The sequence below is a fragment of the Stenotrophomonas sp. STEN063 genome (assembly GCF_056854515.1).
On sequence record NZ_JBXFWF010000048.1, the window covers coordinates 15,378 to 38,842 of the forward strand.

Genomic DNA, 23,465 nt, shown 5'->3' on the forward strand with positions numbered 1-23,465 from the left:
GCCTGCCTGCTGTAGGTGATGGCGCGCCCTTGCCGGGCGCATATGCGATGTTTGAATTTCATCGGGTCTGGCTCTTCGCTGGACATGCACTGGCGGCGCCTGCACGAACGCGCAGGCGCCGCGCGGAGCACCACCGGAAACGGGCGGGGGCGGTGACGGTACGGCCGGTGCCGTAGTAGCAGGACGACACGCCGCCGCAGGTGGAGACGAAGCGCTTGTCGGTGAGGTTGCTCAGGTTGATCGCGAACTGCGTGCCGACCGCGCCATGCTGGCCGGCGTCATAGCGGATCGCTGCATCCCACAAGGTGTAGGACGGGATCAGGTAGAGATTGGCGCTGTCGCCGTAGCTGCGGCCGTTGTAACGCACACCGGCTGCCAGACTCAGGCCTTCCAGGCCACCGGCGAGGAAGGTGTAATCGGCCCACAACGCCGCCGTCCAGTCCGGCACCATCGCCAGCTGCTTGCCGGTATAGCCGTTGTTGCTGCGGGTGACTTCCGAGTCCATCCAGCTGGCCGCACCAATCACGCTGAAGCCTTCCAGCGGGGTGATGCGCCCTTCCAGCTCGGCGCCGCGCACGCGGCCTTCGCCGTCCTGCACCTGGCAATCCGCATTGCCCGCGGCACCGCAGGTGTTGTGCGATTTGATCGGGTCGTTGGTGACGATGTTCTGCTGGCGCAGGTCGTAGGCCGACAAGGTCAGCAGACCATCGAACGAGGCCGGTTGGTACTTCAGGCCGGCTTCCCACTGCTTGCCGGTCACCGGGTCGAACGGCGTCTGCGTGTAACTCATGTTGGCATTGGTGCCCGCCGGCTGGAACGACTCGGCATAGCTCAGGTAAGGCGTCAGACCGTTGTCAGCCACGTACAGCACGCCGGCATTGCCGGTGAACGCCTTGTCCTTGACCTTGGTCGGCACCACCGGGCGGTAGGTATTGGTGGCCACCGTATAGGCCTGGGTCCAGGTGTCGTCCTTGGTCCAGTCATGGCGGCCACCGAAGGTCAGCCGCCACTTGCCGATGGCGATCTGGTCCTGCAGGTAAACGCCGGTCTGGCGGTTGATGCCGCCGCTGTAACTGATGCTGGTGGTGACCGGTACGTAGTTGGTGTAGACCGGATTGAAGATGTCGATATCGGCCGGATTGGTCATCGCGCCGCGCGCGCCGGTCCAGTCGGCTTTCTGCCAGTCCACGCCGAACAGCACGGTGTGCTCGGCGACGCCGGTGCTGAATTTTCCGGTCAAGCGCGTATCGACGGTCTCGCCCTTGGAGTCGCCTTCGCCCCAGGTCGCGCGCCGCTTCTGGGTGCGGCCATCGGCACTGAGACCGCCATTGGTGACCACCGTGCGGAACACCGATTCGACATCGGTATGGCGCGCACTCTGGCTCAAGGTCCAGTTGTTGTTGAAGCTGTGCTCGAACAGGTAACCGGCGGTCCAGATGGTGCGATCGAAGGTATTCCAGTTGGGCTCACCGATGAAGGTGGTGTTCTTCATGTAGCCATACGCGGTGGGGCGCAGCGTGCCTTCCATCGGCAGGAACTGGTAGGTCGAGCCACCGTCGTCCTTCTGGTACAGGCCGAGCAGGGTCAGGCGCGTGCGCTCGGCGATCTGGAAGGTATAGCTGGGTGCCAGGAACCAGTGCTGCTGCTCGGTGCGGTCGATCTGGGTCTGGCCGTCACGGTACAGGCCGACCAGGCGCAGCAGGTGGCGGTTGTCGTCGCTGCCGGCGCCGACGTCGAAGGCAGTGCTGTACTGCCCGTTGCCGTCGATGCCCAGGCGCAGCACCTGCTGCTGGTCAGGCACCGGCGTCTTGCTGACCTGGTTGACCATGCCGCCCGGAGCCACCTGCCCGTACATCACTGCAGACGGGCCCTTGAGCACTTCCACCCGATCCAGGTTCCAGCTGTCGACCATGCTGCGGTTCCACTGGCTGCCCTGCGGCGCGCGCATGCCATCGATGGTGACATTGTTGGCCCAGCTGCCGGCGTCGAAGCCGCGGATGCGGAAGTCATCAACGCGGTTGTCAATGCCGCTGCTTTCCAGCGACACACCGGCCACGTAACGCATCGCCTCGTTGAGGTTCTGCACGCCGCGCGCATCCAGTTCCTCGCGCGCGATCACCGAGACCGACTGTGCGGTTTCGGCGATGGCGGTATCGGTCTTGGTGGCGCCGGAAGTGTGGCCGGTGGTGCGGTAGGCATTGACCCGCACCGCATCCAGGGTCTGCGCGTCGGCAGCCGCTTCGGCTTCGGCGGCGATTGCAGCAAGCGGGAACAGGGCCGAAACGACGGCGAGGGACAACAAGGCCGGACGGAGACCGGCAGAAATACGGGGGAGGGACACGGATCAACCTGCACAGACAGAAGTATTGGCTGACTGCCCAGGCAGCGGCTGATGCGCCGATTATAGTAAATAATAACCATTCGCAACAACATTGCTGGCACTGGCTGTTCTGCCAGCCGCGTTGGTGCCGCCCGCCGAGGCCTGAATACCCGGCCCAAGGCGCGCTTTGCGCCAGCATGTAAAATGGCCAATTTTTAGTCAGGACCATGGCGAAAGCATCCGAACGGGCGCCCGTTCTGGGCCCGGCGTTCATTCGCCTGCTGGCCCGCTTCAATGACGAGGGAGCATCCCCTGCGGCGCCTGCGGTGCCGGAGCGGCTGGCGCAGTGGTTCGACTGGAACCGTGCCATCACCCTGTCCAAGGCGCTGGACAACCCACCGCCGGAGCCCGAACCCGGTGCTGCCTACGATCCGTCGCAGGATGCCGAATACGCCAATGTGCGAACCAAGTTGATGGAAGCCATCCAGGCCGACATCGACCTCAGCCCGCCACGCAACCCGGCGCCTGCCGACGCCGAGCTGCCGCCCGGCTTCGCCCCCTACCGCCAGCACTACCTGAACCAGCAACGTGCCATGCAGACCGCCAGCGGCCGCCTGCGCGGTCGCCTGCGTGACATGCTGGCGCGGCAATCCCCGGCCAAGGCGCGTCTGGCCGAAGTCGACGCGGTGATGGAAGCCACCCTCAGCCCGCGCGAACACAGCCTGCTTTCCCATGTGCCGGTGCTGCTCGGCCTGCACTACCAACGGCTGCTCGCTGCAGCCGCGCACCCCGCCGATGCCGCCGCATCGGATTCCACCACGGCACCCACCGGCCCCTGGCTGGCCACGTTCCGGCAAGACCTGCGCATCGCGCTGCTGGCCGAACTGGATGTCCGTTTCCACCCCATCGATGGCCTGCTCGCAGCGCTACGCACCCGGTAATCCGTACCTCATGTCCAGAAACCTCGTCGCAGTCGTTGTCTTCCTTGTTGGCCTCTTGGCCGTGTGCTGGATCGGCGTCGGCTATGCCGGCACCCATCCGCTGGCCGCGGTGGTCGCCGCGATCATCGCTGCCTGCTACCTGGCCGGCGCGGTGGAGCTGTTCCGCTACCGCCAGGCCACCAGCACCTTGCAGCAGGCCCTGCCATCCATCGGTGAAGCCGCTGACAACCTCGACGGCTGGCTCGGACGCCTGCAGCCGGGCCTGCGTGGTCCGGTGCGCCTGCGCGTACAGGGCGAACGCGTCGGCCTGCCCGCACCTGCGCTGACCCCGTATCTGGTCGGCCTGCTGGTGCTGCTGGGCATGCTCGGCACCCTGCTCGGCATGATGGCCACCCTGCGTGGCACCGGCCTGGCACTGGAAAGCGCTACCGACCTGGACGCGATCCGCAGCTCGCTGGCCGCACCAGTCAAGGGTCTGGGTTTTGCCTTCGGCACCTCGATCGCAGGTGTTGCCAGCTCGGCCGCACTCGGCCTGTTGTCGGCGCTGTTGCGCCGTGAACGTGCGCAGGCCGTGCAGGAGCTGGATGCCGGTATCGCCAGCCAGCTGCGCATGCATTCGCAAAGCTTCCAGCGCGGCGAGACCTTCCGTCTGCTGCAGGAACAGAACGCGCTGATGCCGACCCTGGTCGAGCGCCTGCAGGCGATGATGGGCAGCCTGGAGCAGCAGCACCAGGCCAACAACGAACGCCTGCAGGCCAGCCAGCAGGAATTCCACCAGCGCACCGAAGCGGCCTATACGCAGCTGGCGGCATCGCTGCAGCAATCGATGCAGGCCGGCATCAGCCAGCAGGCCAATGCGGTAGGCGCCGCACTGCAGCCCGTCGTTGATGCAACCATGGCGGGCCTGGCTGACAAGTCCAATGCCCTGCACGCCAGCATCGACAGCGCCGTGCACAAGCAGCTCGAAGGCATCAATGCCGCCGTGCAGAGTGCCGCAGCAACCGCGGGCAGCAGCTGGAGCACGGCACTGGAGCAACAGCAACGCAGCAACAGCGCGCTCAACGAACAGTTGCAGCAAGCGTTGGCACAGTTCAGCAGCACCTTCGAACAGCGCTCCAACAGTTTGATCGACGGCGTTGCCACGCGCATGGAAGACAATGCCAGCCGCACCGCCGATGCCTGGCGTGATGCACTGGCACAGCAGCACAGCGCGCATGACGAACTGGCGCAGCGCAATGAGCAGGCCTTGCTCGCGGCTTCGTCTTCGTTTGAACAGCACGCGCAATCGCTGCTGTCTTCGCTGCAGCAATCGCACGAACAACTGCAGAGCGCTTTCGCCGAGCGCGATGAACAGCGACTGGACCAATGGTCGCAGTCGCTGTCGGCAATGGTCGGCACGTTGGACAGCAGCTGGCAGCGCAATGGCGAAGCGGTCGCACAGCGCCAACAGCAGATCTGCGACAGCCTGGCGCAGACCACGCAGGCCATGAGCGAACAGCAGCAAGCGCAGGCCCGCGACACCATCGCCGAGATCTCGCGCCTGGTGCAGACCGCCTCCGAGGCACCGCGCGCCGCCGCCGAAGTGGTGGCCGAGCTGCGCCAGAAGCTGTCCGACAGCATGGTCCGCGACACCGCCATGCTGGAAGAACGCGGCCACCTGTTGTCGACCCTGGAAACCCTGCTCGGCGCAGTCACCCACGCATCGACGGAACAGCGCAGCGCGGTCGACGCCTTGGTCAGCACCTCGGCCGAGCTGCTTGAACGCGTCGGCAGCCGCTTCAGCACCCAGCTTGAAAGCGAGACCAGCAAGCTCGACCACGCCGCCGCCAACGTCATCGCCAGCGCGGTGGAGATGGCCAGCCTGGGCGATGCCTTCGGCAGCGCGGTGCAGTTGTTCGGCCAGTCCACCGCCGCCTTGAACGAGCGCCTGCAACTGATCGAAAGCGCGCTGGACAAGTCATTGGCCCGCAGCGACGAGCAGCTGGCCTATTACGTCGCGCAGGCACGTGAAGTGGTGGACCTGAGCATGCTCTCGCAGAAGCAGATCATCGGTGAGCTGCAGCAGCTGGCCGAAGCACGCGACAACGCCGGAGCCTGAACGCGATGAGCGACGAAATCGAGTTCGACGCCGAATCCAGCGCCACCACCTGGGCCGCGTTCGGCGACCTGATGTCGGTGCTGCTCGGCGCGTTCGTGCTTATCCTGGCCAGCGTGATCGGCATCCAGCTGTTGCTGCACAACCGCCTGGATGAAGAGGTCAAACAGCGCCAGGAACAGACCGCCAAACTGAAGACGCTGGAGCAGGCCCTGGCCGCGCCATTGGCGGCTGGCCGCGTCACCGTCATCAATGGTCGCATCGGCATCAGCGGCAGCGTGTTGTTCGCGCTCAACTCCGACCAGCTGCAGCCGGAGGGCCACGAACTGCTGCAGAGCATCGCAGCGCCGTTGCGCGACTATCTGGGCGCACGCGAGGAGATCCTGATGGTCAGCGGCTTCACCGACAACCAGCCCGTGCGCGTGGCCAACGGCCGCTTCGCCGACAACCTGGAGCTGTCCGCCGCGCGCGCGCTCACCGTCACCCGCACCCTGATCGCCGATGGCGTGCCCTCGCAATCGGTGTTCGCCGCCGCCTTCGGCGCTGAGCAGCCGGTCAGCAGCAACGATGATGAAGCTGGCCGCGCAAAAAACCGCCGCGTCGAGATCGCACCGATCCCGCGCCCCAAGCAGGAAAGCAAGGCCGATGCCGCGCAATGATGCACGCTGATTCGACAGCACTGGCACAGCTGCAGGCCTGGCGCGACAGCGGCGCTGATCGCTGCGATCCGCCACGTTTCGAGCTGATCGCGGCGCTGGCGCAGCGTGCACAGCGCTATGCGGGCAGCGCGCGCGCGCAGCTGGATGCGCGCCTGTCACAGCTGACCGATGCGTATGCACAGCTTGTTGCTGTTGAAGTTGCCAAGCCTGCGGCGACAACCAGCGTGGAAAGACCGTTGCAATCACTGCTGCAGCAGCTGGAGGCAGATCCGCTGCAATACCAGTTGCCGCTGAGTACCGCCAACGCAGTCGTCATCGACAGCGACAGCGGTGATGGCAACGACACAGCGTTGATGCCGGCGCTGGATGAGTTCCAGCAGTTGTGGAGCCGCATCCGCATCGACAGCCTGCTCCGCCAGTGCCTGGATTCACTGCCCGAAGACGCCGGCCCGCTGCATTCCAGCGTGCTCACCTATCGCGCGATGGCGCTGATGCAGGAGCTGTCGCCGGAGTACCTGCAGCACTTCATCGCCTACGTGGATGTGCTGACGTGGATGGAGCCGGTAAGCGGTACCAGCACCGTGGTGGAACCGACCCGCGCCGCCAGCAAGCGCAAGGCCAGCCGCAAGAAGGCGTGAGCGAACAACCTGCAGCAGGCGATCGGTACAAGTGATCGAGTGCGAACAAAGCAACAAAGGCGCGGATATCCGCGCCTTTGTTGTTTGCAAAAGTGTGAGCGGAAAACCCGACTCTGACCCCGGTTTTGCTTACTGCAGGGCGGGGGTATCCACCAACACCAGCTCGGAGTCTTCCAAAGCGGTGATGCGGATGCTGGTCTCGCCAGTGATGGCAGCACCATCGCGGGCTTCCAGCAGCACGCCGCTGACCTCGACCTTGCCGGTGTTCGGCACCAGGTAGCCGTAACGGTTGGCGTCGGTGAAGTGGTACTCGGTGCTCTCGCCGGCCTTCAGCGTGGCGCCCAGCACGCGGGCGTTGGCGCGGATCGGCAGTGCATCGTCGTCACCTTCCATGCCGCTGGCCAGGGTGATGAAGCGGCCCGAGCGCTCGCCCTTGGGGAAGGGCTTGCTGCCCCAGGACGGCTTGCCACCGCGCTGGTCCGGGAAGATCCAGATCTGGAAGATCCTGGTGACCCCTGCTTCCAGATTGTATTCGGCGTGGCGGATGCCGGTGCCGGCACTCATCACCTGCACGTCGCCGGCTTCGGTACGGCCCTGGTTGCCCTGGTCGTCCTTGTGGCTGATGGCACCTTCGCGGACGTAGGTGATGATTTCCATCTCGGCATGCGGGTGCGGCGGGAAGCCGGTGCCGGGCTGGATGGTGTCGTCATTCCAGACCCGCATCGTGCCCCAGTTCATGCGCTTGCTGTCCTGGTACTCGGCGAAGGAAAAGTGGTGCTTGGCATCGAGCCAGCCGTGATTGGCTCCACCAAGGCTGGCAAATGGGCGACGTTCAATCATGGCGTTCTCCTGAAGGCGGTGGGGTTTCGATGTGGGAAAGTCTAGGCCTGCACCTCAATGTCGAGAATAGAAAGTATGGAAAAGCATTCTTTCCATTTGTGACATGATCATCCCACCCCGCCCTTCGAGCCGCCGCCATGAACCGCCTGCCTGACCTGGAAGCCTGGGCCATCTTCGCCAAGGTTGCCGAAGCCGGCTCCTTCGCCCGCGCTGCCGAGGAGTTGCAGCTGTCGCAGGCCACCGTTTCCAAGGCCATCACCCGGCTGGAGACGCGCATCGGCACCAGCCTGTTCCATCGCACCTCGCGGCGCATGTCGCTGACGGCCGCCGGTGAAGCGGCGCTGGAGCGGGCAGTGCGCATCCTCGACGAGGGCGAGGCGGTGGAAGCCGAAGTAGCCGATCGTTCGGCGGCGCTGCGCGGCCTGATCCGGCTGGCGGCACCGATGTCGTTCGGTGTGTCGCGGCTGGCACCGTTGCTGCCTGGGTTCATGCAGGCGCATCCAGACGTGGAACTGGATATCCAGCTCAGCGACCAGATGGTGGACCTGGTGGCCGAGCGCTTCGACATGGCGTTGCGCATTTCGACCTTGGCCGACTCCAGCCTGCGCGCGCGCCAGCTATGCCAGGTCCGCATCCTGCTGGTCGGGTCGCCGGCCTACTTCGAGGCACACGGGCGTCCCAGCCATCCGCGCGACCTGGTCCGGCACCGCGGTTTCCAGTACAGCTATACGCGCAGCGGCAACACCTGGCGCTTCCGCCACCCGCGCCATGGCGAGTTCGCGCAGACCGTGCCGCGTCAGCTGCAGGCCAACAATGCCGAGATTTTCGATGCCGCCCTGCAGGCAGGCCTTGGCCTCGCCCTGCAGCCGGAGTTCCTGGTCTGGGAACAACTGCGTGATGGCCGCCTGCAGACCGCCATGGACGACTGGAAAATCGAACCACTGGCACTGAGCATCATCACCCCGCCCGGCCTGCACCGGCCGGCACGGGTACAGGCTTTGATCGATTACCTGGCACAACGCCTGGAACGCGAACCGTGGGCGGCGCCTGCCCAGGCCGACTGATGAAACCAGAGGTCAAGCCGGTCTCCATCGACCGGCTCGCTGGCAATCAGAAGCGGACTTCCGCACCCAGGGTGAGGGTGTCGGCACCATTCACTTCGTACTCTTCGTCGTCGTAGTTGTACTCCGCCGAGTACAGGTAGCCGGTGTACATCAGCTGCAGGTTGAAGTGGCGGCTGACGTCCACACCAACGCCCACGCCTGCATAGAGACCGTCGGTGCTGACCTCGCCCCAGTAATCATCCGACTTCGCGCGCCAGTAGCCAGCGCGCACGGTACCGAACCATGCACTGTTCCTGCCGAAGCTGAAGCGCGCATTCGCGCCGATATTGGTGAACCTGACCTCAGGCACCAGGTAACCCTTCCAGTGGGTTTCCTGCAACTTGCCGGCACCAACCTCGATACCCACCTGGGCGAAATCTTCAATCTGCCAGCGGTAGCCTGCATTGGCCGAAACCGCACGCTGATCGACGTCTTCGTACACCCGGCCAGCACCCCCCTGTACGCCGACGAAGAAGCCCTGTTGCGGCTGCTCGTTCCTGGACTGTGTGCTGCCCCATTGCGGCGCGGGAGCCGCTGCGGGTACCGCTACTGGTGTCGGTGTGATGGGCGAATCGGAAGTCACCTGCGACGCGGCCTCACCGGTCACTGGAGGTTGCGCTGGCGTTGCAGTGGCGGGTGCGGTCTGCTGGGCGCGGTAGGCAGCCCAACCCTTGGAAATGGACTGCGCATCGGCGGCGCCGGCAGTCAGCAGCAACAACGGAACGAATACAGCAAGGCTGTTCTTCTTCATCGGTTTCCATCCTGGATGATGCGTATTCCATTCTTCCTGAGCCGAACCGTCGCGCCCGCGGGACGCGCGCCGCCCGCTCCTGCATACGCAGGACAGGCAGTTATCTGGATCGGAAGCCCCTAGGGACGGCACATTGGGGGCGGCCCGGGGCCGTGTCAAGCCAGTTCGGCCACGACAGCGTTGGCCTGCACGAAGGTGCCGATGAAACAGCAACATTGGAACGAAGCCGCTGCAGAACACCGCTGTGATGCGCCAGCCCCTCCCCCCCGAACTGCGCAATCAACGCGTCGCCGGATACGCCAGCATCACCACCAGATCCTCTTCACCAGCCTGCTGCAGTGCGTGGCTGCTGCCGCTGCGGGTGAGCAGTGCGTGGCCGGGGCCGACTTCGTATTGCTCGCCATCCAACACGTAGAGGCCACGCCCGCTGACGATGTAGTAAATCTCGTCCTTGTGCTGCGGGTGCAGGCCGATGCCTGCGCCCTTGTGCAGCACGCGCTTGCGCATCACGAACGGCAGATCACTCACATCGGCGAAGAACGAGTAGGCGGTGGTCGGCCCCGCGCCACCGTGCGGGCCCGGTTGCTGGCGACCGATGTCCTGTTCGCGGATGACCTGCGAGCCGTGGGTATTGCCTGCCTCCGGTTTTGGCGTGGCAACAACAGGTGCGGCAGCGCTTGGCGTGGAAGCCACCACGCCCTGCCCCGCAGTGATCGCACCACAGTCGATATCGCGCTTGAGCGTGGGCTTCAGCTGCGGCGCGATATCCACCCAGCCGCGCATCACCAGACAGGCTACTGCGGTTGCACCAGCCACGCTGAAGTGGGTGCCATCGGCTTTGTTCTGCTCGGGCACAAACATGAAATAGGGCTTGGCGCCCTGCTCGCCCAGCGCGCGGATCCACGCCATCGAACTGGCATTGAGATCGATCAGCTGCACGTCCTGCGCTTTGGCGACCTGCTTCATTGCCAGCGTGTAGCGTCCGTGCGTGTCGAGCAACGCACCGAAGTCATAGAGCAGGCGTGCGACCGGCGTGATCAGGATTGGCGTTGCGCCTTTCGCACGTGCAGCGGCGATGTAGCGCGAGAGGAACTGCTGATAGTCGCTGTCTGGATTGGTGTAGCGCGTAGCGTCTTCGAACTTGGCATCGTTGTGGCCGAACTGGATCAGCAATACGTCGCCGGGTTGCAGCTCTTTCTCGATTGCATCCAGACGCCCTTCGTTGATGAAGCTGCGGGTACTGCGGCCGCCGACGGCATGGTTGCGCACCTGCCATTGGTTGTCCTCGAGCCAGCTCTGCAGCACCTGGCCCCATCCGGCTTGTGGTGCGCGCTCGGGGCCGTAGCTGGCAGCGGTTGAGTCTGCGGCTATGAAGACGCGGTGGGTGGATTCGTTGGCGCGGGCGCTGGAAATGAGAGCGCAAAGGGCGATGAGGAAAAATGCTGAGGTCTTCATGCTTTGCTGTTCGCTTTGAAGTCCCTCTCCCCTTGCGGGGTGAGAGGGGACGGTTGACGAACCGAAGGTTCGTGGACCCTTGAACGCCCTTGCGCCGGCGCAAGGGCTGGGGCGCGGAGCGGGGGTTGGGGAGAGGGGGCGATCGAAGATCGCTGGCTTGATGAGTTCCAGCACCAAGAAGCATGCGTGCAATGCACGCCTCCCCTTTTCCGCCCCCCGCCTCCGCGGGGGCAGGCTCTTCGGGCACCTTTTCCCGCAAGGGGAGAAGGGCTGGATACCATTTACAGGAAACGCTTGTAGAGCACCGGTTCCACAAACAACAAAGGCGCCCGCAGGCGCCCTTGTCTGCCCGCAAGGGCGCTGCTGCATGCGTGGGCTTACTTGCCCAGCACGCTCTTCACGTAGGCGACGATGTTGTCGTCCTGCGCGTTGTCGAAGAACGCCTTCTGGAAGCGCTCGCCGCCGACGGCCTGCTTAACCAGTTCCTGGTCGATGGACTTCAGGCCTTCGACGAAGTCCTTGGAGGCGCCCTGCTTCACCTGCGCCAGGATGCCGGCATTGGCCATCTGCGATTCCTTGCGCTCAGCCGGGTAACCCTGGCCGCGCTCACCGGCAAATGCCTTCTCGAAGATGTAGCGGATGTTGATTTCCGCGCCCCAGCCGAAGCCCTTGGCGAACGGCAGTGCCAACGCGTTGCCGCTGTTGACCTGGGCAAACAGGAAGGCATCGGTCGGTTCGATGCAGTAGCCGCAGAACACGCCCGGCCATGCATTGAGCGACATCATCGCGCCCTGGCCGGTACCGCAGCCGGCGACCACGAAATCCACGGCCTTGGCGTTGAGCAGCAGCGCGGCGCAGATGCCGAGGTGGATGTAGGTCAGGCGGTGATCGTTGTCACCGTCCATGCCAACGTTGAACACGTCGTGGCCCTGTGCGGCGGCGACGGTGTTGAGCTGTTCCAGCACCACCGGGTTCTTGGCGGCCTGGCTGAACTCCTGCATCAATGCGATTTTCATTGCGTGACTCTCGATTAGGGGGAAACGTTGTTGTTGATGGTGTGGAAGCAAGTGCAGAAGCAAGAGCTCCCCTCATCCGCCCCTTCGGGGCACCTTCTCCCGCAAGCGGGAGAAGGGAAATCTGTGCTGCTAGCGTCTGCTGCTTGGCTGGCGCTGCTCGCTATTGCTACGGTCGTTGCCATCGCTGTAGCCGTTGTTGTCTCTAGCTTTAGCTCTGCCTTTAGCTCTGCCTTTAGTTCTGCCTTTAGTTCTGCCTTTAGTTCTGCCTCTAGCTTCTGCTTTGGCTTCTGCTTTGGCTTCTGCTTTGGCCGTTGCTTTGGCTGTTGCTTTGACTGTTGCTTCGGCTGTTGCTTCGGCTCCTGCCTTGGCTCTTGCTTTCCCCTCTCCCGCATGCGGGAGAGGGGTAGGGGTGAGGGCGCTTCTGGCTCTTCAGCTTTACGCTTCCGACCTGCGTTTCAGCTTCCCACTCACCACCTTCAATCCTCAGCGCGCCAACCAACCACCATCCACCGGAATGATCGCGCCGTTGACGTAATCCGACGCGCTCGAGGCCAGGAACACCGCGGTGCCGCCCAGGTCTTCCGGCTTGCCCCAGCGGCCGGCCGGGATGCGGTCCAGGATCGCCTTGTTGCGGTCTTCGTCCGCGCGCAGCTGTGCGGTGTTGTCGGTGGCCATGTAGCCCGGGGCGATGGCGTTGATGGTCACGCCCTTGCCTGCCCACTCATTGGCCAGCAGGCGGGTGATGCCGGCAATGCCGCTCTTGGAAGCGGTATACGACGGCACCCGCACGCCGCCCTGGAAGGACAGCATCGAGGCGATGTTGATGATCTTGCCGCTGCCCTGGGCGATGAAATGCTTGCCAGCGGCCTGGCTCATGAAGAACGCGGACTTGATGTTGACGTTCATCACGTCATCCCAATCCTTCTCGCTGAAATCCACTGCATCAGCACGACGGATCAGGCCGGCGTTGTTGACCAGGATATCCAGGCGGCCCAGGCCTGCAACGGTCTCGGCAACCACGCGCTCGACCGGCTCGATGCTGATCAGGTTGGCTTCGATGTTGAGGAAGCGGCGGCCCAGCGCGCGCACCTTCTCGGCGGTCTCGTCGGCCGGGACGATGCCGGCGCCGGCAATGTCGGCACCGGCGGCGGCCAGCGCCAGCGCGATGCCCTGGCCCAGACCGGTATTGGCACCGGTTACCAGGGCGACCTTGCCTTCGAGACTGAATGGATTCGTCATGCTGTTCCTCTCCCAGAGCGGTAGTTCGATGGTGCTGCCGGCGGCGGGTGCCGGAGCGGGGCGATGGCACCGGAGCGGGTCCGGTCAGCGCATCTGTCCAGTGGCCCGCGACTGCAATCCGCGGGCCTGCCGGGCGATTCTAGCCAATTATGGAAACCGGTGTCATTTTGCACTGCAAGATAAGCGGTTTTCTTTGAAAAACAAAAACTTGGATTCAATCAGTCCTGCGGCGGCTGGCAGGAATCGCGCACGATCAGATGGGGGCGAACGCTGGCCAGGGGCATGGCGGTCTTGCCCTCGGGCTGGATCAGCATGGCCGCTGCTGTTCTCCCGGTGTCACGGGTGTTGCGGCGTACCGAGGTCAACGATGGCCACAGGCGTGAGGCCAGCGGGCTGTCGTCGTAACCGACGATCGACAGTTCGCGGGGAATGCTGATGCCGGCGCGCATGGCGACCTTGTAGACGCCGGCGGCCATTTCATCGTTACCGGTGAAGATGGCGGTCGGCCGTTGCTTGCCTAGCAGCAGCTTCTCGGCCGCGGCCACACCGGATTCGAAGGTGTAACCGGCCTCGATGATGCGCGCCGGCGGCAGCTCGATGCCACGCCGCTCCAGGGCCTCAAGGAAGCCCGCGGTGCGTTCATGCGCGGAGCGGTAGGCGGTGGGGCCGGTGATCAGGGCGATGTCGCGGTGGCCCAGCGACAGCAGGTAATCGGCCGCTTCGGCGGCGCCGTCACGGTCGTGGGTGATCACCATCTGCGAGGTTTCATCCAGCGGCAGCGAGGCGATGCGGGTGAAGCGGCAGCCGATCTCGTCCAGCATGTCGGCCAGCGCCTGGTCTTCGGACGCGCGCGGCACCAGGATCACGCCGTGCAGCTTCTGCTGCTGCACGAAGCGCTTCACGCCCTCGATGTAGCCGGGGCTGCGGGTGTCGCAGGGGTGCACCACCAGCTCGAAGCTGGAACCGCGCAGCGCATCCAATGCACCGTTCTGCATGTCCACCACGTATTGTGCGGTGGGGTTGTCGTAGACCATGCCGATAAGGAACGAGCGCCGGAACGCCAGCCCGCGGGCCAGCGGGTCGGGCGTGTAGCCGACCTCGCGCATCAGTGCTTCCACCTTGTCGCGGGTGTCTTTGCGCACCAGCGGCGAGTTGTTGATGATCCGCGAGACCGTCTTCTTGGAAACACCCGACAGCCGCGCGATGTCGTTGATGGTGGCGGGCCGCCCCAGTGACTGGGGCGTGGCGGCGGCGTCGGCTTTCTTGCGCAAGGCGATGTCCTTGAAACCGTTCAATACATTCATTCTATCGGGCCGCGCTCAATCCAGTGCGCGGTAGCGGAACTGGCGGAAGTGGACCTTGCCATTGCCGGCGGCGTAGATGGCCGGCTTCAGCGCAAGGAATTTCCCCGCCACATTGTGATGGTAGCCGGAGACTTCCATCTGAACAGGATACTTCTGCCAGGTCCGGCCGTCCTTGGAGCTGTGGATGGTGAGGATGTGGCGGTTGTTGGTCACCCGCAGCCACAGTTTGCCGCCGGTGGCGCTGGGCTGGGGCCGGGTGGGGCGCTCCTCGCCATAGCGGTGCAGGATGAACTGCTCGCCATTGCTGCCCACGCCGGCGTACAGGCGGTCGCTGTAGTACAGCAGGGCGCCACCAAAGGCACCCGGCTCGATGTCCATCTCCACTTCAAACTGATAGGCGACGTCGCCGGCAATCGCGGTCAGCGGTGAGCTGTCACGCGGGGTGCTGCCCTTGCCCTGAAGGGTCATGCCGTCCTTGTCGAAGGACAGGCGCTGGTACTCCTCGCGGGTCGGGTTGAAGAACGACCACTGCGGGCCGAGCTTGCCGCCCTTGAAGTCATCGGACAGCGCCATGCCATGCGGTACCGCTTCACCGGACGGTTTGGCCAGCGGCGCGCCAAGATCGCCGCCCTTGGCCACGAACCAACCGTCGTCGGTCCACTCGATTGGTTCCAGCAGCATCTGCCGGCCCAGCGTCCAGTAACCGTTCTCGTAGCCGTGGTACATCATCCAGCCGCGGCCATCGGTGCCTTCGATCAGGGTGGCATGGCCACGCGACCACCACGGCTCGGCGCGATCGACGGTGCGGGTGATGGGGTTGTTGGGTGCGTTTTCCCACGGCCCGTGGATCGAGCGCGAGCGTGCGGTGATGACCATGTGCCCGGTCGGCGGACCGGCGGTGCCGCCGACCGCGGTGGTCATGTAATACCAGCCATTGCGCTGGCTGATCTTCGGGCCTTCCTGGGCATAGGACTCCACGTCCCAGCTTTCCGGGTAACGCCAGCCGTCATAGACATGCCTGGGCTTGCCGACCACGCTCAAGCCGTCATCGCTGATCTGCACGTAATCGCCACCGGACAGGAACAGGTAGCGCTTGCCGTCCTCGCCCACGGCGTGGCCGGGGTCGATATAGCCGGACAGGCCGATGTCGATCGGCTCGCTCCACGGGCCCTTGATGTCGTCGGCCCAGACCACGAAGTTGCTGCGCGAATCACCGGTACGCGCCGGGAAGTAGATGAAGTAGCGGCCCTTGTGCTTGATGATGTCCGGCGCCCAGATCGCGCCGACGTTGGTGGTGATGGCATGGCCCAGCGGCTGCCAGTTGACCAGGTCGCGCGAATGCCAGATCGGCAGGCCGGGATAGGCGTCGAAGGAGGACAGGGTGAGGTAGTAATCATCACCGTCCTTGAGCACCGATGGATCCGGGTGATCGCCGGCCAGCACCGGGTTGAGGAAGCTGCCATCGCCCAGATCGGCCATGCGCTGGTGTTCGATGCCGCGCTTGGGAGTGGTCGGTGTATCGGCAGCCCAGGCCGGCGCGGCAGCCAGCAGGCATGCGGTGGCCAGCGCGGCCAGGGTACGGGTCACGTTCATCGTCATCTCCATGTTGAAGGCGCGGCGCAAACGCCAGCGTCAAACCACGGCTGCGGACAGGCAGGAACCTGTCCGCAGCGTGCATGCATCAGCTACGCAGCAAGGCTGGCAGCCACAGCGACAGTTCGGGGAAGAAGGTCACAATCAACAGCACCACCAGCCCGGCCATCCAGAACGGCCAGATGGTCTTCATGCTTTCGCCGACGCTGATCTTGCCGATGGCGGTACCGATGAACAGCACCGAGCCCACCGGCGGTGTGACCAGGCCGAGGCCACCGGTCAGCACCAGCACCAGGCCGAAGTGGATCGGGTCGATGCCATAGGCCTTGGCCACCGGCAGGAAGATCGGCGTGCAGATCAGGATCATCGGCGCCAGGTCCATGAAGGTGCCCAGCAACAGCAGCATCACCACGATCATCAACAGCACCATGTACTTGCTGTGGGCGAACGACTGCAGGAACTCCACCGCCGCCGCAGGCACCTGCAGGTAGGCCAGCAGCCAGCCGAACACCGCAGCGGTGGCGATCACGAACAGGATCACGCCGGTGCTGCGCGCCGCATGGATGACGGTTTCGAAGAACTCCTTGATGCGCAGCTGGCGGTACAGCACGGTGGTCACCAGCAATGCGTAGACCACGGCGATTGCCGCCGATTCCACCGCGGTGAAGATACCGGCGCGGATGCCGAAGAAGATCAGGCCGACCAGGCCGAGGCCGGGCAGGGCGGCAACCAATCGCAACAGCACCGCACGCCAACCCGGGAAGGCCTCCACTCCATAGCCGCGGCGCCGTGCAACCACGTAGCCGGTGACCATCAGCACCACCGTCATCAACAGCGCCGGCACGATGCCTGCGGCGAACAGATCGGCGATGGACAGGCCACCACCGGCCGCGGCCGAGAACAGGATCAGGTTATGCGACGGCGGCACCAGCAGCGCCACCAGTGCGGCGGTGATGCTGACGTTGACCGCGAAGTCACGGTCATAGCCACGCTTGACCATCTGCGGAATCATCGTGCCGCCGACCGCCGACACGTCGGCGATGGCCGAACCCGACACGCCGCCGAAGAACAGCGAGGACAGGATCGAGACCTGGCCCAGGCCACCGCGCAGGCGCCCAACCAGCGATGAGGCCAGGGAAATCAAACGCTCGGAAATACCGCCGCGCATCATGATTTCACCAGCAAAGATGAAAAGCGGAATGGCGATCAGCGAGGCCGAGCCGGTACCGGCCGAGATCTGCTGCACCAGCACGATGCTGGGGATATCCAGGTACAACAAGGTCGCCAGCGCGGCAGCGGCAAGCGCATAGGCCACCGGTACGCCGATCAACAACAGCACGCCGAATACGGCGAAAAGAATTGCGATACCCATGACTCAGCGGTCCCCTTCGGCAGCGTTGGCAGCGGTGCCGGCGCCAACGCGCAGCGACAACAGCAGGCGATTGAGTGCGAACAGCGCCATCAGCGCACCACCGATGCTCAGCGGCAGGTAGTTCACGCTCTGCGGCAGGTTGGCGCCGGCGGCCTTGATGTGCAGGCCGTCCAGCCACAACACCCAGCCCCACCAGGCCAGGAAACCACCGATGGTACCGACGATCAGTGGCACCAGCGCATCGATCAGGCGCTTGACCAGCGGGTGCATGTGCTCGGCCAGCAGGAAGAAGCCGAAATGGCGGTTGGTATACACGCCGGCCGCCGCGCCCATGCTCATCGTGGTGCTCAGCAGCAACAGCGTGACCGGCTCGGTCCAGCTCGGCGAATCATTGATGACGTAGCGGGCGAAGACCTGCCAGCCCTGTACCACCACCAGCCCGAGCAGGGCGGCGACGGCGATGTAGATGACCACGTTGGCGAGTTTCTCCAGCGCGCGCTGGAGTCCTGCCGGGGCCGCTTGTACGTTGGAATCAGACATCGGTACGGCCCCCTCAGGCGAAGTCGCGGATGCGACGGTGCAGCGCGGCGATATCGGCCTGCTGCAGGTAGTCACGCAGCAGCGGTTCGGCAGCGGCGCGGAACGCCGGCATGACGACCGCATTCGACTTCACACCGGCAGCCAGTACCGCCTCGCGGGCCTTGTCTTCGGATGCGTCCCAAGCGGTGCGCATCACCTGCACCGATTGCCGCGCCAGGTCGATCACCAGGCGGCGATCTGATGGCGTCAATGCATCCAGGCTGCGACGCGACATCAGCAGGATGTCCGGCGCGTACGAGTGTTGGCTTTCCGACCAGTAATGCGCGGCCTCGAAATGGCGACTGGAATGGAAGCTACGCATGTTGTTCTCGGCGCCGTCGATCATGTGCGTCTCCATGCCGGAGAAGGTGTCGCCCAGCGACATCGGCGTGGGATTGGCACCGAACAGGCGCATCAGCTGCAGGAAGATGTCCGAGCTGGCCACGCGCAGCTTCAAGCCGTGCAGGTCCTTGGGCGTGATGATCGGGTGCTTGGTGTTGTAGAAGCTGCGCGCACCGGAGTCGTAGACCGCCAAGCCGACCAGTTCGCGGCTTTCAAAGCCCTGCAGCACCGCATCGGCGATGCCACCATCGAGCGCGCGGCGCATATGTTCGACCGAGTCGAAGACATACGGCAGGCACAGCGCGCGGGTCAGCGGGAACGCATTGTTGAGCGCGCCGGAATAGACGCGGGTGATGTCGATGGCACCGAAGCGGGCCATGTCGATCGCCTCGGACTCACGGCCGAGCTGGCCGGAATGGAACTGGTTCAAGCCCAGGCGGCCGCCGGTTTCGCGCAGCAGCTGTTCGCCGATCCACTTCACCGCGGTGACGGTCGGATAGTCCGCCACGTGCACATCGGTGGCGGTCAGCAGCTGACTGCCACCGGCCGCACCCTTGCTGCCACCAGAGCAGGCGGCGAGTACCGGCATGGCCAATGCCCCCATGCCGGTTTTGAGAAAGCCTCTTCGAGTAACCATAGCGCCCTCCAACGCGTTGCTACCGTGGCGGCCGGGATTACCCGGCGGGCACGGCCTTGCAGGAAATGTCGCCGTAACCGGCGAAGCGAATCAATGCCTGCTGGCCCACGGCGATGTCGTGGATGCCGGTGGCATTGCCGGTAGCGATCAGTTCGCCCTTCTTCAGCGGCCGGCCACGCTTGGCCGAACGCGACAGTGCGAACGCGTACGCGGCACGCAGGCCGCCGGGCAGGGTGGTGGCACCACCGGTGCCGACCACGACGCCGTCGATCTCGGTCTGCGCACGCAGCTCCGGTTCGTCGCAGCGGATCCAGTTCGGCACTTCGGCGCCCAGCACCAGGCCGTTGTTGTTGCCGAAATCGGACACCACCACGCGCGGGCCGAGCACATTGATGGTCTTCAACGGGCTGCTGGCCACTTCCACGCCGATGTAGAGCTTGGCCGGCAGCGCCTCGGCTTCTTCCGGGGTCCAGTCGAGCTTGTCGGCCGGGGCATCGGCGAGCAGTTCCAGCACGTATTCGGCTTCCACCGCGGCAAAGCCGCCTGCGGCTTCAAATACGGGGATCTCCACGATGCTACCGGTAGCATTCCAGAGATTACGTTTGAAAATCGGGCCGAGCAGGCGATCGTCGCCGGAGCTGTCGCGGCGCTCGGCAGCGATGTAGCCGACCTTCCAGCCAACCACGCTGTCATCCCAGCGGCCGATCGCCAGATCCTGCACCTGATAGGCGGTGACCAGATCGTCCGGGATCACACCGGGGAAATCCGGAAGCGAGCGGCCATCGCGGCGTGCTTCCACAAAAGTGCGGGCAATCTCGTCCAGCGCGGCTGGCGCCTGCGGCTGGCTGCCTTGGTCGTTGCTCAAGTGCGTCTCCTGGTGACTTTGCTGCACTGCCCATCGACAGTGCTGTGACTGGCTGTATAAGGTAAACCGGTGTCATCTGACAATGTGCACTGCACCAGAAGCTGTACCACGCCCTCGGCCCAGACCTGACCGCACCGCCCATGATTCGATTGAAACCCTTGTTGCAGCTGGCTTTCGCCGCTTTCGTCGGGCTGCTCCCGGCAACCGTATTGGCCGCCACCGATGGTGAACCCGCAGCGACGTCACCCGACCGTATCGCGCTGTGGCCGCAGGGTATGGCACCGGGGGACAAGCCACTGGCGCAAGCGCAGCGCATCGTCGAACGCAGCAGCGATCCGGCGTTGCCGGACCGCTATATCGACCATGTCAGCGCGCCCTATCTGGTGGCCTATCGCCCGGCCAAGCCCAATGGCAGCGCCTTGCTGGTAATCCCCGGCGGCGGCTACCAACGCGTTGTGCTGGACAAGGAGGGCACCGCACTGGTGCCGGCCCTGGTGGGGCAGGGCGGAGTGACCCTGTTCGTGTTGCGCTACCGGCTGCCGGGCGAAGGCCGTGCCGACCGCGAAGCGGCGCTGGCCGATGCGCAGCGAGCACTGCGGCTGATCCGCCACCACGCCAAGGACTGGGGCCTGGACCCGCAGCGCATCGGCACGATGGGTTTCTCGGCCGGCGGGCACCTGGCCGCACGGCTGGGCAACGGCTTTGACCGCAATGTCTATCCGCACAGCGACGCAATCGACGCGGAAAGCGCACGCCCCGACTTCCAGCTGCTGATGTATCCGGTCATCACGATGCGCGGCGACGACGTGCATGCAGGTTCACTCGACCGCCTGCTCGGTAGCGCGCCCAGCGACGAACTGCTGCAGCACTACTCGATGCAGCTGCAGGTCCGCGCCGATACACCGCCAAGCTTCCTGCTGCATGCCGCCGATGACGAGGTAGTACCGGTAGGCAACAGCCTGCTTTTCTACAACAGCCTGCGCAGTGCCAAGGTCAGCAGCGAAATGCACCTGTTCCCGCACGGCGGCCACGGCTTTGGCACACGCGGCACAGTGGGCCTGACAACAGCGGCATGGCCACAACTGGCCCTGAGCTGGATGGCATCGCAACAACCAAACCAACCGAAGCCCAGCCTTTAAAGCCCCTCTCCCTGCGGGGTGAGTGCGGTCGCCTGCGAACCACCGGTTCGCGACCTCACGAACGCCCTCTCGCCAGCGCGAGGGCCGGGGCGCGAAGCGGGGGTTGAACCCACGGCGAAGCGCGCCCAATCTCCGCAACCTCAGGACACCACCATGCCGCAAACCCCAATCAACCCCGCCCGCCGCAGCTTCCTCCAGCAATCCACCCTGCTGGCCGCAGCAACCAGCCTTGCCACCCTCAGCAACTCCAGCTGGGCCAACACCCCAGCCAGCCCGATCGCCCGCATCCGCAGCGGCCGCCTGGCCGGCCAGACCGAGAACGGCACGCACGTATTCCGCGGCATCCCCTACGGCGCTGACACCGCGCCTCGCCGCTTTCGGTCCGCCCTGCAGGAACACCCCTGGCACGGCATACGCGATGCGCTCGACTACGCAGCCGCGGCCCCACAAACCGGCAGCGAAGGCCCGGGCAGCGAGGACTGCCTCTACCTCAACGTGTGGACGCCAGCACTGCGCGACGGCGGCAAGCGGCCGATCCTGTTCTATATCCACGGCGGCGCCTACAACAACGGCTCCGGCAGCGACCCGCTATACGACGGCGGCAACCTGAGCCGACGCGGTGACGTGGTGGTGGTGACGGTCAACCACCGCCTCAATCTGTTCGGCTATCTGTACCTGGCCCAGCTCGGCGATGAGACCTTCGCCGATTCCGGCAATGTCGGCCAGCTTGATCTGATCCAGGCACTGCAGTGGGTGCGTCAGCACGCCGCCGAGTTTGGCGGCGATGCCGACAACGTCACCGTGTTCGGCCAGTCCGGCGGCGGCGCCAAGATCGCCACGCTGATGGCGATGCCGGCGGCCAAGGGCCTGTTCCACCGCGCCTGGACGATGAGCGGCCAGCAGGCCACCGCCGCCGGCCCGCGCGCGGCCACGCAGCGCGCACAGCTGGTGCTCGATCACCTCAAGGCCGATCCCGAGGCATTGCGGCGCATGCCGATGCAGCAGCTGCTGGAGGCGGTGAAAGTACGCGATCCCTCGCGCGTGGAGAGCAGCAGCCTCTACGTCGGCCCGGTGCTGGACGCACGCAACCTGCCGGTACACCCGTTCTGGCCGCAGGCGCCGCAGCAGTCGGCAACCATCCCGATGGTGATCGGCAACACCCACGACGAAACCCGTGCCTTCCTCGGCAACGATCCGAAGAATTTCGAACTGAGCTGGGAGGAGCTGCCGGCCAAGCTCGAAGCCCAGCAGTACGTGGACCTGCTGCCATCGGTAGTGATTGCCGAATACCGCCGCCTGTATCCGCAGTACACGCCGTCGGACGTGTTCTTCGCTGCCACTACCGCCGGCCGCTCCTGGCGCGGTGCGGTGGAAGAACTGGAAGCGCGTGCGCGCCAGGGCGCGCCGACCTGGGCATATCAGCTGGACGGTTACAACCGCGATGGCGACGCCGCCAGGCTGCGCGCCTTCCATACGCTGGACATCCCGCTGGTGTTCCACAACAACCGCCAGCCCGGCTCCCGCACCGGCAGCGGTGCGGCGATGCAGCAGCTCGCCGACACGATGAGTGATGCCTTGCTGGCCTTCGCACGGCACGGCGATCCGAACCACGCCGGCCTGCCGCACTGGCAGCAATACGGCCTGGAACGCCGACAAACGATGCTGTTCGACACACAAAGCCGGCAGATGGACGACCCGCGCGGCGGCGAACGTCGGCTCTACCAGCAGGCGCCCTTCATCCAGCGCGGCACCTTCTGAGCTGGTCGGCAGATAGTTTCAACGGAATCTTTACCTGCCTTGCCTAGACTGCGGTGATGACATTGCAATCGCCGCATCCCGAATTCGCTGGCCGCCAGCGCCTGCTGGACGGTATCGACGCCGCCTTGCAGGCCAGCGATACCCACAGCACGGTCGCCCAGGTGCAGGCTGTGCTGGAACGCGCCATCCGCGATCCGCAGATCGTGCTGCCGGCCTGCGTGCACGCACCGGTGCATGACCACTACGCGCGCCGTGAGATCTACCGCAGCCCGGAACATGGCTACAGCATCATTGCCATGACCTGGGGGCCAGGGCAGGGTACGCCGCTGCACGACCACGATGGCCTGTGGTGCGTGGAGGGCGTATGGCAGGGCAGCTTGGAGATCACCCCGTACCGGATGCTGGGGCGCGATGGTGAGCGTTACCAGTTCGCGCCACGCGAGTGCCTGCACGGCTGCAAGGGCAGCGCCGGCAACCTGATTCCGCCGGATGAATTCCATACGCTGCGCAACAGCGACGCCGAACGGATTGCGATCTCGGTGCACGTCTACCAGCGCGTGATGGAGCGCAGCCACGTTTTCCAGCCGATCGATGATGCGCCACGCTGGTATGCGCGTGAGTGCAGAGAGCTGGGGCTGGATGCGTGAGCCGGCGGCTTTTCTAGGAGCGGCGTAAGCCGCGAAGCCGGCAATCCAACCAACACCGTAGTGGGGGGGGCGGCGGGGCCGAGGTCAGACAGCCCCACACACAGACGCCAACGCCACGGCCCAACCGGCAGGGCAAACACAACACACGCCCGGGCGCAGAGCGACTCAACGC

Annotated in this window: 20 protein-coding genes; 8 read left to right on the plus strand and 12 right to left on the minus strand. The window is 65.0% G+C overall.

Annotated features, from left to right (window positions below; genetic code table 11):
- Positions 1-58: 58 nt before the first annotated feature.
- Entirely contained in the window at positions 59-2,341 is a 2,283-nt protein-coding gene (locus AC1VWL_RS13230; RefSeq protein ID WP_482986999.1) for a TonB-dependent siderophore receptor, read from the minus strand.
- 206 nt (positions 2,342-2,547) lie between these two features.
- Here AC1VWL_RS13230 and AC1VWL_RS13235 point away from each other — a divergent pair, with 206 nt between their 5' ends.
- Genes AC1VWL_RS13235 through AC1VWL_RS13250 form a run of 4 tightly spaced genes read left to right on the plus strand, consistent with a single transcriptional unit; the run spans position 2,548 to position 6,653 of the window.
- The gene (locus AC1VWL_RS13235) at positions 2,548-3,261 is read left to right on the plus strand and encodes a DUF3348 domain-containing protein (protein ID WP_482987000.1); all 714 of its coding nucleotides are present in this window, start codon (positions 2,548-2,550) and stop codon (positions 3,259-3,261) included.
- 10 nt (positions 3,262-3,271) lie between these two features.
- A complete protein-coding gene (locus tag AC1VWL_RS13240) occupies positions 3,272-5,359 on the plus strand; it encodes a DUF802 domain-containing protein (RefSeq protein WP_482987001.1) in 2,088 nt (695 codons plus the stop codon).
- A gap of 5 nt (positions 5,360-5,364) precedes the next feature.
- Complete coding sequence (locus tag AC1VWL_RS13245; protein ID WP_482987002.1) at positions 5,365-6,015, plus strand: OmpA family protein; 651 nt, start codon at positions 5,365-5,367, stop codon at positions 6,013-6,015.
- Positions 6,012-6,653: a DUF2894 domain-containing protein gene (locus tag AC1VWL_RS13250; RefSeq protein ID WP_482987003.1), complete on the plus strand. Its 642-nt coding sequence runs from the start codon at positions 6,012-6,014 to the stop codon at positions 6,651-6,653. The genes AC1VWL_RS13245 and AC1VWL_RS13250 overlap by 4 nt, the downstream gene beginning before the upstream one ends.
- A gap of 129 nt (positions 6,654-6,782) precedes the next feature.
- On the opposite strand, the gene AC1VWL_RS13255 is transcribed toward AC1VWL_RS13250, so the two are convergent.
- On the minus strand, positions 6,783-7,493 hold the full coding sequence (locus tag AC1VWL_RS13255; protein ID WP_296250398.1) for a pirin family protein: 711 nt from the start codon (positions 7,491-7,493) through the stop codon (positions 6,783-6,785).
- Between the two features lie 137 nt (positions 7,494-7,630).
- Here AC1VWL_RS13255 and AC1VWL_RS13260 point away from each other — a divergent pair, with 137 nt between their 5' ends.
- The gene (locus AC1VWL_RS13260; protein WP_482987004.1) at positions 7,631-8,557 is read left to right on the plus strand and encodes a LysR family transcriptional regulator; all 927 of its coding nucleotides are present in this window, start codon (positions 7,631-7,633) and stop codon (positions 8,555-8,557) included.
- A 46-nt stretch (positions 8,558-8,603) separates the two neighbouring features.
- Here AC1VWL_RS13260 and AC1VWL_RS13265 read toward each other — a convergent pair whose 3' ends face one another.
- The 10 genes from AC1VWL_RS13265 to AC1VWL_RS13310 all read right to left on the minus strand — a co-directional run bounded on the left by AC1VWL_RS13265 (position 8,604) and on the right by AC1VWL_RS13310 (position 19,749).
- Positions 8,604-9,347 (minus strand): outer membrane beta-barrel protein, encoded by a 744-nt coding sequence (locus AC1VWL_RS13265; protein ID WP_482987005.1) that lies wholly within the window; start codon positions 9,345-9,347, stop codon positions 8,604-8,606.
- A gap of 279 nt (positions 9,348-9,626) precedes the next feature.
- Complete coding sequence (locus AC1VWL_RS13270) at positions 9,627-10,802, minus strand: GDSL-type esterase/lipase family protein (RefSeq protein ID WP_482987006.1); 1,176 nt, start codon at positions 10,800-10,802, stop codon at positions 9,627-9,629.
- Positions 10,803-11,179: 377 nt separating this feature from the next.
- The gene (locus tag AC1VWL_RS13275; protein WP_296250408.1) at positions 11,180-11,818 is read right to left on the minus strand and encodes an RpiB/LacA/LacB family sugar-phosphate isomerase; all 639 of its coding nucleotides are present in this window, start codon (positions 11,816-11,818) and stop codon (positions 11,180-11,182) included.
- 483 nt (positions 11,819-12,301) lie between these two features.
- Positions 12,302-13,057 carry a 2-dehydro-3-deoxy-D-gluconate 5-dehydrogenase KduD gene (gene kduD / locus AC1VWL_RS13280; RefSeq protein WP_282270993.1) on the minus strand — a complete coding sequence of 252 codons (756 nt, stop codon included), beginning with the start codon at positions 13,055-13,057 and terminating at the stop codon, positions 12,302-12,304.
- 218 nt (positions 13,058-13,275) lie between these two features.
- Positions 13,276-14,361, minus strand: coding sequence for a LacI family DNA-binding transcriptional regulator (locus tag AC1VWL_RS13285; RefSeq protein ID WP_282270996.1), 1,086 nt, complete (start codon positions 14,359-14,361; stop codon positions 13,276-13,278).
- Between the two features lie 15 nt (positions 14,362-14,376).
- Complete coding sequence (locus tag AC1VWL_RS13290; RefSeq protein WP_482987007.1) at positions 14,377-15,954, minus strand: family 43 glycosylhydrolase; 1,578 nt, start codon at positions 15,952-15,954, stop codon at positions 14,377-14,379.
- Positions 15,955-16,042: 88 nt separating this feature from the next.
- The gene (locus AC1VWL_RS13295; protein ID WP_296247413.1) at positions 16,043-17,326 is read right to left on the minus strand and encodes a TRAP transporter large permease; all 1,284 of its coding nucleotides are present in this window, start codon (positions 17,324-17,326) and stop codon (positions 16,043-16,045) included.
- 3 nt (positions 17,327-17,329) lie between these two features.
- A complete protein-coding gene (locus AC1VWL_RS13300) occupies positions 17,330-17,866 on the minus strand; it encodes a TRAP transporter small permease (RefSeq protein ID WP_482987008.1) in 537 nt (178 codons plus the stop codon).
- Between the two features lie 13 nt (positions 17,867-17,879).
- The gene (locus tag AC1VWL_RS13305) at positions 17,880-18,884 is read right to left on the minus strand and encodes a TRAP transporter substrate-binding protein (RefSeq protein WP_482987009.1); all 1,005 of its coding nucleotides are present in this window, start codon (positions 18,882-18,884) and stop codon (positions 17,880-17,882) included.
- A 37-nt stretch (positions 18,885-18,921) separates the two neighbouring features.
- Positions 18,922-19,749: a 2-keto-4-pentenoate hydratase gene (locus AC1VWL_RS13310; RefSeq protein ID WP_482987010.1), complete on the minus strand. Its 828-nt coding sequence runs from the start codon at positions 19,747-19,749 to the stop codon at positions 18,922-18,924.
- Between the two features lie 140 nt (positions 19,750-19,889).
- Here AC1VWL_RS13310 and AC1VWL_RS13315 point away from each other — a divergent pair, with 140 nt between their 5' ends.
- The 3 genes from AC1VWL_RS13315 (at position 19,890) to AC1VWL_RS13325 (ending at position 23,293) form a co-directional block, all read left to right on the plus strand.
- A complete protein-coding gene (locus AC1VWL_RS13315; RefSeq protein WP_482987011.1) occupies positions 19,890-20,888 on the plus strand; it encodes an alpha/beta hydrolase in 999 nt (332 codons plus the stop codon).
- Positions 20,889-21,041: 153 nt separating this feature from the next.
- The gene (locus AC1VWL_RS13320) at positions 21,042-22,646 is read left to right on the plus strand and encodes a carboxylesterase/lipase family protein (protein ID WP_482987012.1); all 1,605 of its coding nucleotides are present in this window, start codon (positions 21,042-21,044) and stop codon (positions 22,644-22,646) included.
- A 56-nt stretch (positions 22,647-22,702) separates the two neighbouring features.
- Positions 22,703-23,293 (plus strand): cysteine dioxygenase family protein, encoded by a 591-nt coding sequence (locus tag AC1VWL_RS13325; protein ID WP_482987013.1) that lies wholly within the window; start codon positions 22,703-22,705, stop codon positions 23,291-23,293.
- Positions 23,294-23,465 lie beyond the last annotated feature (172 nt).